Origin of the sequence: Embleya hyalina, assembly GCF_003967355.1 — a bacterium.
GTDB classification, from domain to species: Bacteria; Actinomycetota; Actinomycetes; order Streptomycetales; family Streptomycetaceae; genus Embleya; species Embleya hyalina.
This window is the reverse complement of record NZ_BIFH01000028.1, coordinates 40,605-52,427: the sequence shown is the minus strand read 5'-3', so window position 1 is coordinate 52,427 and position 11,823 is coordinate 40,605. Positions and strand designations below refer to the sequence as shown.

Sequence of the window (11,823 nt, the reverse complement as noted above, 5' to 3'; positions counted from 1 at the left end):
GCCTAGTTGCCCCACCGAGGTAATTGCACATCACACGCAACACGCCTGCGGCGGCGGCCCGGGCCACTCCGCGATCGCCGGCGAATCCTTGACATCACCTGTCAGGGACCCCTCCATACCGTGGCGGCATGAACTACGACGACATCGTGATCACCGGCGCCCGGGAACACAACCTCAGGAACGTCTCGCTCCGCATCCCCAAGAATCGGATCGTGGTGTTCACCGGAGTCTCCGGATCGGGCAAGTCGTCGATCGTGTTCGACACCATCGCCATCGAATCACAGCGGCAACTCGCCGCGACGTTCCCGGCGTTCATCCGCAACCGGCTGCCCAAACACGAGCGGCCCCGGGCCGATTCGATCGAGCACCTGTCCACGGCGATCGTCGTCGATCAGCGCCCGATCGGCGGCAACTCGCGGTCGACGGTGGGCACCATGACCGACATCCATCCGCTGCTCCGGGTGTTGTTCTCCCGGCACGGCACCCCGTCGGCGGGGCCGGCCAACCACTATTCGTTCAACGCGCCCGGCGGCATGTGTCCGACCTGCGAGGGGCTGGGCCGGACCGTACGGCTGGACCTGGACGCGCTGATCGACCCGTCCCGGTCGATCCGGGAGGGCGCGATCCGCCACCCGGGGTTCCCCGTCGGCGGCTGGCAGTGGCAGCTGTACTCGCACCACGGCCTGTACCCCACCGACGTACCCGTGCGCGAGTTCACCGACGAGCAGTGGCGGTTGTTCCTGCACGGCACCGGAGCCAAGGTGGAGATCGTCAACAGCAACGGCCGGCACCACATCGACTACGAGGGTCTGGTCGACCGGTTCAATCGGCTCTATCTCAAGCGGGACACCTCGGCGCTGGCCGAGAAGAGTCGCGAGACACTGGCCCGGTTCGTCACCGAAGGGCCGTGCCCGGACTGCGCGGGAGCCAGGTTGAACGCGGCGGCGCGGGCGTCGCTGATCGAGGGGCGCTCGTTGCCCGACTACGCGGCGATGGAGATCGCCGACCTGGTGCCGGTGCTCACGGGGCTGAGCGATCCGGTCGCGCGTCGGGTGGCCCGGCCGGCCGCCGTCGCGTTGGAGCGGATCGTCGCGATCGGGCTCGGCTACCTGCATCTGGACCGGCCCACCTCGACGGTGTCCGGCGGGGAGGGGCAGCGGCTGAAGATGGTGCGCCACCTCGGGTCGAGCCTGACCGGGATGACGTACATCTTCGACGAGCCGAGCGTGGGCCTGCATCCGCGCGACGTGGTCCGGCTGTGCGACCTGCTCACCCGGTTGCGGGACAAGGGCAACACCGTGCTCGTGGTCGAACACGACCCGGACGTGATCGCGATCGCGGACCACGTCGTCGACGTCGGCCCGGGCGCGGGCGTCCACGGCGGCACCGTGGTGTTCGAGGGCCCGTTCGCCGACCTGCGCACGGCCGACACACCGACGGGGCGGGCGCTGCGCCGGCCCGCCGCGCTCAAGCCGATCGTGCGCACCGCGACCGGCGCGCTGCCCATCCGCGGCGCGAACCTGCACAACCTGCGCGACGTCGACGCGGACATCCCCACCGGCGTGCTCACCGTGGTCACCGGCGTCGCGGGTTCCGGCAAGAGCACGCTGATCTCGGACGTCCTGGTCGCCGCGCATCCGGAGGCGGTGGTGGTGGACCAGTCCGGCGTGGGTACCACCTCGCGCTCGACGCCGATCACCTATGTGGGTGTCCTCGACCGGCTGCGCCGGTTGTTCGCCAAGGCCAACGACGTGGACGCGGGATGGTTCACCTTCAACTCGACCGGCGCGTGCCCCGAGTGCGAGGGGCGCGGCGTGGTCCGCACCGACATGGCGTTCATGGACCCGGTGACCACCCGCTGCGAGGTGTGCGAGGGACGCCGGTTCCGCAACGAGGTGTTGGCGTACACCCTGCGCGGCAAGTCGATCGTGGACGTGCTGGCGCTGACCGCGGACGAGGCGGTGCACTGGTTCACCGAACCGGAGTTGCGCGCCCGGGTGAGCACGCTGGTCGAGGTCGGCCTCGGCTATCTGACCCTGGGGCAGCCGCTGTCCTCGTTGTCCGGGGGCGAGGCGCAGCGACTCAAGCTGGCGAGCGAGCTGCACAAGACGGGCAGTGTGTACATCCTCGACGAGCCGACCACCGGCCTGCACATGGCCGACGTGGACACCCTGGTCGGGCTGCTCGACCGGCTCGTGGACGCGGGCAACACGGTGGTGGTGGTCGAGCACAACCTGGACGTGATCCGGCGCGCCGACCATGTGCTCGACCTGGGTCCGGGCGGCGGCAAGCACGGCGGCACGGTCGTGTTCGAGGGCACCCCGGCCGAGTTGGTCGAGGCGGAGCACTCGGCGACGGGCGAGTTCCTGCGGGCCGCGTCGGCTTCGGCCGAGCGGGCACGGGTGGGCTGACCCGCCCACCGGGGCCGCGGGCGGCCGGGGTCGCGGGTCGCCGGAGTCGCGGGGGTCGTGGGCCGCCGGGGCCGGCGTCGGGGCGACACGATAGGCATGTCGGATGGCAAACACGACTGTCGACCCCCGTGACCAGTGGTTCTCCTCCGCGCTGGGCGGCCTCGTCACCGGCTCGGGTATGTGGTACCACGGGATCCTGGCGGGTTTCACCCGGGTCGGCGGCTACCTCGGCGGCACCTGGACACCGTCCGCCGAGTCCGACGGGCCGGGTCGCGTCGGCGACGGGTCCTGGCCGGCGCTGATCGGCCGGATCGAGGCGGTCGCGCTGCGCGCGGCGGCACCGTCGACCGGGCCCGAGCGGCGCGAGGCGCTGCTCGCGCTGCTCGAGGTGTGGGCGGACACGGTGTTCGCCGACCCGACGGTACGGATCCGCACGGGCAACGCGCGCGCCGACGCGACGGCGGTGCGCGACGAGCGGGGGGCCACCATCGCGACCTCGTGGCCCCGGGACGGCCGCTGCGACGTGCTCCAGGTGTGGACCGGGGACGCCGCGCCGCCCGAGTTCGGAGGGCCGGTGGAGTGGGTCGACGCGCCGCGCGGCTGGGGGGACGCGGGGCAGTTGCGCCGGTTGGTCGAGACGGTGCGCGCCCGCGGGCCGATGCCGTGGGTGGCCGAAGCGGGCGCCCGGCTGGCCGAGGCGACCGGGGTGTCCCGCGCGGCGTCCGCGCTGCTGCTGACCGGCAACGCCGGGGGCATCAACACCCTGCCCCGGATGGAGCCGGACCAGCGCCGGGAGTTGGGCCTGGGCCCGGCCGAACTCGAAGCCGGCTTCGACGAGTTGCGCCGCCTCACCGAGACCGACCGACTGGAGGTGTGCGCGGGCACGCTCCCGGACGATCCGGCCGAACTGTGGGAGCCGACCGGCGCCGACGCGCTCGCCGAGCGCGTCGGCGCCGCGTGGGTGGCCCGGTTCGGGCGCACGATCCCGGTTCCGGAGGAGACGCTGGCGGTACTGGCCGAACTCGACCACGCCACCCTGCACACCCCGGCCGCGCAGATCTGTGGCGCGTTCCTGGCCCCGGCCGATCACCCGCTGAGCGGCGTGGACCACGACCCCTGGCTGGCCGAGGGCCTCGGCGGGGTGTACTGCACCAGCGAGGGACAGGGGGTGCGCTGGTTCGAGGAGTTCCTGAAGTCGCTCTCCGGCGCACTGCCCGTGGTCTACGCCGAGTTGCCCGCCGGGGACCCGGTCCGGGCCGGACTGCCCGCCCTGCTGGCCGAGTTGCGCGCCCGGTTCGACCACCCGGGCCTGCTCCTCGACGCCGGCTACACGGCGCGGATGCGCGACTCCGCCGACCGACTGCGCGCGTTGTTCGGCGATCGTCCCTACGTCGGCCCGATCCCGCTCACCACGGCGACCTTCGACGACGGCCTGACCATCGCCTCGATCGCCGAGCCCACCGAGCGCCACCCCGACCCGAGCACCCGTCTGTACTTCCGGCCCGCGTACTACGCCGACGACGAACGTTCGGCGCTGCTGCGCGAGGTGGCCTCCGGCGGGGCGTACACGCGAGACGTGGTCGACCTGATCCGGGGCGACTGGAGCAGGCGGGTGGCGGAGCGCATCACGAGCGACGCGCTGCCGCCGGGCGGATACGAGTGCGACCCGGCCGTCGCCGCGCCCGAGACGGTGGCCCGGGTCGCCAAGGCGCTGTCGGTGGACACCGACGCGGCGGCCCTGTACCTGCAACTCCTCGCCCTCGAACGCCCGAGCGATCGCCGGGTGCGCCGCTGGAACGGCTGGAACACCGCACGCCACAAGCGGGCCGCCGCCGCGCTGGAGACGGCCGGCGTCGTGGTCGCGGACAAGCGCGCCCGAGCCGGGCGCGGTGTCTTCCTGCCGGGCGACTGGGCCAGGGCGACGCACAAGTCGCTGTGGCCGATGGAGGTGTGGAAGGCGAGGCTGCTCGGCGTGCGCGTGATCGGCGACCGGGTCTGGGACCACCACACGTGGCACCTGACCCTGCCCGAGTTGTTCGCCCACGCCTGGGACGTCGTCGAGCGAGGCGACGGCCCGGCCTGACCGGGCCGCGCCGACCGCCGACCGCCGACCGCGAGGGAACTCGGTACGCTGTACGAAACCACTCCGCATGCCGTACGGTACGCCATACGGAGTTTTCGGCGAAGGGCGTACGAGTGGCACGGGAACGGGGTGGGCGCGCGGATCCCGCGCGTACGCTCGCACTGTTGTGGCGTACGGGCGAGGGGCCCACCCGGGGGCCGAAGCAGGGGCTGACCGTGGATCGTGTCGTGCACGCCGCGATCGAACTCGCCGACGCCGACGGGCTCGACGCGTTGTCGATGCGCGCCGTCGCCGAACGCCTCGGCGTCGGCACCATGTCGCTCTACACCTACGTGCCGGGCAAGGCGGAGCTGCTGCACGTCATGTTCGACACCGTGCTGGGCGAGTCCGCCCTGCCCGATCCGACCGGGATCGGCTGGCGCGCGGCGCTCGAACAGCGCGCCCGATCCGACCGGGAACTGGCCCGCCGTCATCCCTGGGTGGTGCGCCTGTGGGGCCCCGGGCTGCTGCTGATGGGCCCGCGGCTCACCGCCCGGGCCGAGGCGGGGCTGCGCACGGTCGCCGATCTCGGGCTGTCCGACGCCGAGATGGCGCACGTCGTCGACCTCGTCGACGGCTACGTGCGAGGCGTCGCCCAGGTCACCGTGGACGTCGGTCGAGACACGCTCGCCGGCGGCGCCGGCTACGACGACTGGTGGGCGGAGAGCACCCCCTACCTGGAGCAACTGATCCGGCCCACCCGCTTTCCCACCCTCACCCGGGTCTGGGAGGCCGGCGTCTACGACCAGGCCCCCGACGCGGGCTTCGAGCTCGGCCTGCGCCTGGTCCTGGACGGCATCGAGAACCTGATCCGCTCGCGGCGATCCGCCGCCGCGCCCCCGGCACCCCAGGAGTAACGGACATCGCCACCCACACCCCGCATCCCCCGCTCGATCCGACCCGCCACGCGGCCACCTTCGCGCCCGCCGATCCGCCACGCGCCGGCACCGTCGCGTTCTGGCCGCACGCGGACGGCCCGGACACGATCACGGTGCTCGACGCCGACGGGGTGGCCCACACCCATCCCGCCGTACGACTGCCCGTCACCGACGCGATCCGGGTGCTCTCCCGGGCCCGACGCGCCCCCGGCGCGCATCCGGCCGCCGCGTTCTGGGGCGCGGCCACCGTGCTCGCCCTGCAACTGGTGGCGCGCGGGCGCATGTTGCCCGGGATCTCCGCCGCCGACCACGACGCGTGGCGGGCCGGTCCGCTGGACGCCGCCGACGTCGAGCGGGTGCGGGCGCTGGCCGACGCGATGCCCGGCGAGGCGCGGGCCATCCCGACCGACGGCGGCACCCTGCTCCCGGCGGCGACCCCGCTGGTCCGGGCCTTCCTGGACGCGGTCGCCGACACCATGCCGCGCACCGCCGCCGGGCCGCACGCGGGCGACGGCGCGTTCGCCGCGCCCGCCGCGCGGAAGTTGCCCGCGCTGCGCCCCTGGTCGGACCGGGTGGCCGCCGGGCACGACCGGGGTGTGCGCGTCTCGTTGCGGCTGGAGAGCAACGACGTCGAGCGCGCGCCGTTCGTGGCGATCGTCCAGGCGCACTCGCTCGCCGACCCGACCGCCGTGGTCGACGCCGACACGTTGTGGACCGGCACCGACCCGCGCTTCGGCGAGCGGGCCCGGCCCGACGTGCTGGTCGCGCTGCGCCGGGCGGCCCGGATCTGGCCCGCCCTGGAGCCGCTGCTCACCGCGAGCGTCCCGGACCGCGTGGTGGTCGCCGACGACGACCTGGGCACCCTGCTCGGCGCCGCGACCGCCCGTCTCGCCGCCGCCGGCGTCGAGGTGCACTGGCCCCGCGACCTCGTCCGCGACCTCACCGCCCGGGCCGTGATCGGCGCCCACGACCACGCGCCCCGGGACCTGCGCGCCTTCCTCGGCGGCGACACCCCGCTCGGCTTCGACTGGCAACTCGCGCTCGGCGGCGCCACGTTGACCGCCGCCGAACTGGACGCGCTGGCCGAGTCGCACCGCCCGGTGGTGCGCCTGCGCGACCGCTGGGTACTGGTCGATCCCGCCCTGATGGCCAAGGCCCGCAATCGTTCGATCAAGCCGCTCACCCCGATCGAGGCCCTGACCGGCGCGCTGACCGGCGGCATCGAGGTGGCCGGCAAGCGCGTCGAGGTGGGCACGTCGGCGTGGCTGGACGAGTTGCGCGCGCGGATCGCCGACCCGGACGGCGGCGGCGAGCCGATCGGCGCGCCCGCCGCGCTCGCCGCGACGCTGCGCGACTACCAGCTGCGCGGGCTGCGCTGGCTGGACCGGATGACCTCGCTGGGCCTGGGCGGTTGCCTCGCCGACGACATGGGTCTGGGCAAGACGATCACGCTGATCGCGCTGCACCTGCACCGCGCGGCCGACGCCGAGGACCCGGCCGGCGCCGCACCGACCCTGGTGGTCTGCCCGGCGTCGCTGCTCGGCAACTGGGAGCGGGAGATCACCCGTTTCGCGCCGGGCACACCGGTGCGCCGCTTCCACGGCGGCGCCCGCAGCCTCGACGACCTCACCACCGGGTTCGTCCTCACCACCTACGGCACGATGCGCCTGGACGCGGCCCGCCTGGCCGCCGTGCCGTGGGGCCTGGTGGTCGCCGACGAGGCGCAACACGTCAAGAACCACACCTCCGCCACCGCCAAGGCACTGCGCCGCATCCCGGCGCGGGCCAGGATCGCGCTCACCGGCACGCCTGTGGAGAACCGGCTGACCGAGCTGTGGGCGATCCTGGACTGGACCACCCCGGGCCTGCTCGGCACCGCGAGCGTGTTCCGCCGGCGCTGGACCAAGCCGATCGAGGCGGACCGCGACGGGCCCACCGCCGAGCGACTGGCCAGGCTGGTCGCGCCGTTCCTGCTCCGCCGCCGCAAGTCCGACCCGGGCATCGCGCCCGAACTGCCCGCCAAGACCGAGACCGACCAGCCGGTCCCGCTCACCCGCGAGCAGGTCGGCCTGTACGAGGCGGCCGTGCGCGAGGCGCTGGCCGAACTCGACGCCGCCGGCTCCGACATGGCCCGGCGCGGGCGCATCGTCAAGCTGCTCACCGGCCTCAAGCAGATCTGCAACCACCCGGCGCAATATCTGAAGGAACCCGAGCCCCGCCTCGCGGGTCGCTCCGGCAAGCTCGAACTGCTCGACGAGTTGCTGGACACCATCCTGGCCGAGGACGGCTCGGTGCTGGTGTTCACCCAGTACGTGAGCATGGCCCGACTGCTGCGCACCCACCTGACCGCGCGCGGCATCGGCAACCAACTCCTGCACGGCGGCACCTCGGTGGCCCGCCGCGACGCGCTGGTCGCGCGTTTCCAGGAGGGCGCGGTCCCGGTCTTCCTGCTCTCGCTCAAGGCCGCAGGCACCGGGCTCAACCTCACCCGCGCCGACCACGTGGTGCACTACGACCGCTGGTGGAACCCCGCGGTGGAGGAGCAGGCCACCGACCGGGCGTACCGGATCGGGCAGACCCGACCCGTGCAGGTGCACCGCTTCATCGCCGAGGGCACCATCGAGGACCGGATCGCCGAGATGTTGCGGGACAAACGCGCGCTGGCCGACTCCGTGCTCGCCCACGGCGAGACCGCGCTGACCGAACTCTCCGACACCGAACTCGCCGACCTGGTCGAGCTGAGGAGTGCCCGATGACCGCCGCCGCGTCGGCCCGCGCCTTCCCCGCCTTCGCCCCGCGCACCGCCCAGCGGGTCACGGGCCGGACCTGGTGGGGCCGCGCCTGGACGGAAGCCCTCGAACACGCCGCGCTGGACGGCCGGCCGCTGCGCAAGGGTCGGGCGTACGCCGCCGCCGGCCGGGTCGGGCCGATCACGATCGCACCGGGCCGGATCACCGCGCGCGTGTCCGACGCCGACGGCACGTCGTACCGCACCGAGGTGCGGATCGAGCCACTGGACGACGCGCGCTGGGAGCGCCTGCTCGACCAGGTGGCCGCCGAGGCGGGGCACCTGGCCGCGCTCCTGGAACGGGAGTTGCCGCGCGAACTGGTGGCCGCCGCCGCGGACGCGGACGTGTCCCTGCTGCCGGGCATGGACGAGCTGGATCACGAATGCGACTGCCCCGACTGGGAGTTGCCGTGTCTACACGGCGCCGCTCTGGGCTACCAGACGGCCTGGTTGCTGGACGCGGACCCGTTCGTGTTGTTGCTGATGCGCGGCCGGGACGAGCCGGCCGTGCTGGAGCGGTCGCGCGCGTGGCGGCCACGTCCCACCGCGCCGCCGGGGGACGCGGTCGGGGTCGACGCGCGTGCGGCGTACCGTGCGGTCGACGCCCTGCCGGCCGACCCGCCGCCGGTGCACGAACCCGCCGCGCCACTGCGCGTCGCCCCCGCCCCGGGCATCCCGGCCGGCGAGCTGGAACGCCTGGCCGCGGCGGCGGCGCTGCGGGCCCGGGAACTGCTCGCGGAGCGGGACGAGACCACCATCCACAATCCGCCGGCGGGGGAGGAGGAGATAATCCGATGATCGTGCGCGGGCTCCGGCTCTAGGATGATCGGCGCAGTGTCGCCGACCGGACAGAGATGAATCGAACATGCACACGACACCGGCCTCCCCTCGTCAGGTCCTGATCTTCGACGCCGACGACACGCTGTGGGAGAACAACATCCTGTTCGAGCGAGTCATCGAGAACTACCTCGACTGGGTCGCCCATCCCACCCTGGACCGGACCCAGATCCGGGCGATCCTCAACGACGTGGAGGCCGCGAACGCGATCACCCACGGCTACGGCAGCAAGATGTTCCTGCGCAGCCTGGGCGAAACGCTGGAGCGGCTGTACGCACGCTCCGCGACCGAGGCGGAGTTGCGGCACATCGACACGTTGGCGGTCGCGCTCCTGGAGGACCGGATGGAACTGGTGCCCGGCGTGGTGGAGACGCTCACCACGCTCGGCGCCCGGCACGACCTGATGTTGCTCACCAAGGGCGACACCGAGGAGCAGCAGCGCAAGATCGACGCCTCCGCGCTGGCCCCCCATTTCCGCAGCACGCACATCGTGCCGGAGAAGGGCGTCGACACGTACGTCGACCTGATGCGCGCCCACGAGCTGGCGCCGGAAACCACGTGGATGATCGGCAACTCCCCCAAGTCGGACATCCTGCCGGCGCGCGGCGCGGGCCTGGGCGCGGTGTTCATCCCGAACGCGCACACCTGGGTCCTGGAGCAGAGCGAGCTGGATCCGCACGACGAACGGGTACTGACGCTGACCGCGTTCCCCGACCTGCTCCGGCACTTCTGATGGCCGCCGACCGGGCCGCGGACCGGCCCGCCGGGCCCTCGGTGTCCTGCGTCTTCGTCTGCCACGACGGCGCCGGGCGGGTGCTGCTGGCCCGTCGGGCGGCCGCCGCCCGGGACGAGCCCGGCACGTGGGACACCGGTGCCGGCGCGCTGGAGTGGGGCGAGACGTTCGAGGAGGCGGTCACGCGCGAGGTGCGCGAGGAGTACGGCACCGAGCCGCTGTCGATCGAGCCCCTCGGCGCCCGCAACGTCCTGCGCGGCGACCCGATCGCGTCGCACTGGGTCGCGGTCGTCTTCGCGGTCCGCGTCGACCCGGAGCGGGCGACCATCGGCGAACCCAACAAGTTCGACGCCCTGGGCTGGTTCACCCCCGAAGCCCCGCCCGCACCGCTGCACTCGCAGTGTCCGGCCACGCTCGACCTCTTCCGCACCCACTCCCCCTCGGCGCGCCGACCGCCCGACTCCGACGCATGACCCCGGTCGACCGCCTGCCGCTCTTCATACGACACGTGTCAATGCGCGCCGGTTGACCGAAAAGCGGTCGATATTCAGTGAATGAGCCAATCATGCGGATCTCGATGCCATCGATCGATCCGCCTGTGTACGTTCGTGCTCGGCCGGGGGACGTACCGCGTCACCTCGGCCGAGCAAGGCTCTTCACTGGAGGGCGGGCGTGTGCGATCGGACCTCGGGCACGGAACAGCGGTCGAGGTCCGGGACGGGACACGACCCGCCGGGGAAAGAGGGGAAGCCTCATGGCGGACATCGATCTCGGACTTGCCTCGGACTGGGAAGAGGGCGACACCCACGGCCGCGTCAAGCTGCGGCAGAACCAGGTCTACCCGACCTCGCCCAAGAAGGACGTGCTGATCAGCTCGCCGGTGAGCATCGAGCTGTCGGTGAACACGAACCACTCCACCTCCCAGGAGGCGGACAAGATCTACTTCACGACGTACCACGGCTCCACGAAGAAGATCATCGCGGTCCTCGACTCCGAGGGAAACCTGCACATCCGCGGCAAGGTGATCACGGACCAGACGAACCTGTCGTACTGACGGGTGACGCGGGTCGACCTCCCCGTGCCGGCGACGCCACACACGACACGCGACGCGGCACACCGGCACCTCATCGACATCGGCGGTAGCGCCGTGGGTGAGCCCCGGGGAGCGTGAACGGCACCAGGGCGCCCGAGCGCGCGCGAACGATGGTGGGGGTGGAGGCAAGGGCCCGCCACCGCTCCCACCGTCGTTCCCGACCGGCCGAGGTCCCGCGGGGTCGCCTGGGTCAGGCGGGCTCGGCCGCGCGGGCGTGGAGGCGGAAGCGCTCCAGGGCCGGGCCGACCCGGGCGGCGAGGATGCCGGCGGCGGTCGCCTTCGACAGCAGCGGGGCCACGCCGGGCACCGCCGGCAGCACGAACGAGGCGGGGATCGCGACGGTACGGGCCGCGCCCAGTACGCGGCAGCGCTCCAGGGCCCGGCCCAGGTCCGGGTCGCCGCCGAGCAGCGCGACCTCGACGATCCGGTGGGTGCCGTACTGCCACACCAGCCGGGCCAGTCGGTACAGTTCCGCGTCCTCGTCCGGGCGCCCCGCCGGCGCGGTGACCAGGATGGCGGCTCGCACGGGCACCCGTGCCGCCGCCGCGCGCAACCACCCGATCAACTGCCCGGCGGCGCCGAACGGCCGGCCGAGCACCACCCGCGAGCGCTCCGCCGCCGGCAGCGCACGCAGGGTCCGCGTGGTCTCCGCGAGCAGCCCGGCGTCCCGGCCCAGGGTCATCGGCACCACGCACACCCGGTCCGCCCCGCCGCCCAGCAGCGCGGACACCGCCCGGTGCGTCTGCCTCCCGGCGGCCACCGAGGTCACCTCGGGGCCGAGCAGTCCCGGCAGCGCCGCGCCGTGCGCGCTCTCGTGCCCGCCGACCGCCACCACCGCCACCCGCTCCGCCACGACTCAACCGCCGTTCGGGGCACGATCGGACCCGGGCCGGCCGGCTGCCTCGCGGGGTTCGGGGTTCATCGTGGATTCCTTTCTCGGATGGCGGCGCCCGGGCTGCCG

General features: G+C 73.4%; 9 protein-coding genes. 8 read left to right on the top strand and 1 reads right to left on the bottom strand.

Features of this window, described 5'->3' with window-relative positions; all coding sequences use genetic code 11:
- Positions 1 to 128: 128 nt before the first annotated feature.
- The 8 genes from EMA17_RS30535 (at position 129) to EMA17_RS30500 (ending at position 10,823) form a co-directional block, all read left to right on the top strand.
- On the top strand, positions 129 to 2,411 hold the full coding sequence (locus tag EMA17_RS30535) for an ATP-binding cassette domain-containing protein (protein ID WP_126640386.1): 2,283 nt from the start codon (positions 129 to 131) through the stop codon (positions 2,409 to 2,411).
- A 103-nt stretch (positions 2,412 to 2,514) separates the two neighbouring features.
- Positions 2,515 to 4,494 (top strand): hypothetical protein, encoded by a 1,980-nt coding sequence (locus EMA17_RS30530; protein ID WP_126640385.1) that lies wholly within the window; start codon positions 2,515 to 2,517, stop codon positions 4,492 to 4,494.
- A gap of 164 nt (positions 4,495 to 4,658) precedes the next feature.
- Complete coding sequence (locus tag EMA17_RS30525; protein WP_246127015.1) at positions 4,659 to 5,390, top strand: TetR/AcrR family transcriptional regulator; 732 nt, start codon at positions 4,659 to 4,661, stop codon at positions 5,388 to 5,390.
- A gap of 5 nt (positions 5,391 to 5,395) precedes the next feature.
- The gene (locus EMA17_RS30520) at positions 5,396 to 8,167 is read left to right on the top strand and encodes an SCO1167/SCO6262 family helicase (RefSeq protein ID WP_170222273.1); all 2,772 of its coding nucleotides are present in this window, start codon (positions 5,396 to 5,398) and stop codon (positions 8,165 to 8,167) included.
- Positions 8,164 to 8,997: an SWIM zinc finger family protein gene (locus tag EMA17_RS30515; protein ID WP_126640382.1), complete on the top strand. Its 834-nt coding sequence runs from the start codon at positions 8,164 to 8,166 to the stop codon at positions 8,995 to 8,997. Before EMA17_RS30520 ends, EMA17_RS30515 begins: the two co-directional genes overlap by 4 nt.
- A 67-nt stretch (positions 8,998 to 9,064) precedes the next feature.
- A complete protein-coding gene (locus tag EMA17_RS30510; protein WP_126640381.1) occupies positions 9,065 to 9,769 on the top strand; it encodes an HAD family hydrolase in 705 nt (234 codons plus the stop codon).
- The gene (locus EMA17_RS30505; protein ID WP_126640380.1) at positions 9,769 to 10,242 is read left to right on the top strand and encodes an NUDIX hydrolase; all 474 of its coding nucleotides are present in this window, start codon (positions 9,769 to 9,771) and stop codon (positions 10,240 to 10,242) included. The genes EMA17_RS30510 and EMA17_RS30505 overlap by 1 nt, the downstream gene beginning before the upstream one ends.
- 281 nt (positions 10,243 to 10,523) lie before the next feature.
- Positions 10,524 to 10,823, top strand: a complete 300-nt coding sequence (locus tag EMA17_RS30500; RefSeq protein WP_126640379.1) for a DUF6342 family protein — start codon at positions 10,524 to 10,526, stop codon at positions 10,821 to 10,823.
- A gap of 229 nt (positions 10,824 to 11,052) precedes the next feature.
- Here the strand turns inward: EMA17_RS30500 and EMA17_RS30495 are convergent, their stop codons facing one another.
- Positions 11,053 to 11,715: a sirohydrochlorin chelatase gene (locus EMA17_RS30495; protein WP_126640378.1), complete on the bottom strand. Its 663-nt coding sequence runs from the start codon at positions 11,713 to 11,715 to the stop codon at positions 11,053 to 11,055.
- Positions 11,716 to 11,823: the final 108 nt, after the last annotated feature.

Excerpts from the sequence above, each read along its gene's own strand:
- EMA17_RS30535 (WP_126640386.1), top strand. The coding sequence starts at position 129 with ATGAACTACGACGACATCGTGATCACCGGCGCCCGGGAACACAACCTC.
- EMA17_RS30530 (WP_126640385.1), top strand. The coding sequence starts at position 2,515 with ATGGCAAACACGACTGTCGACCCCCGTGACCAGTGGTTCTCCTCCGCG.
- EMA17_RS30515 (WP_126640382.1), top strand. The coding sequence starts at position 8,164 with ATGACCGCCGCCGCGTCGGCCCGCGCCTTCCCCGCCTTCGCCCCGCGC.
- EMA17_RS30510 (WP_126640381.1), top strand. The coding sequence starts at position 9,065 with ATGCACACGACACCGGCCTCCCCTCGTCAGGTCCTGATCTTCGACGCC.
- EMA17_RS30505 (WP_126640380.1), top strand. The coding sequence starts at position 9,769 with ATGGCCGCCGACCGGGCCGCGGACCGGCCCGCCGGGCCCTCGGTGTCC.
- EMA17_RS30500 (WP_126640379.1), top strand. The coding sequence starts at position 10,524 with ATGGCGGACATCGATCTCGGACTTGCCTCGGACTGGGAAGAGGGCGAC.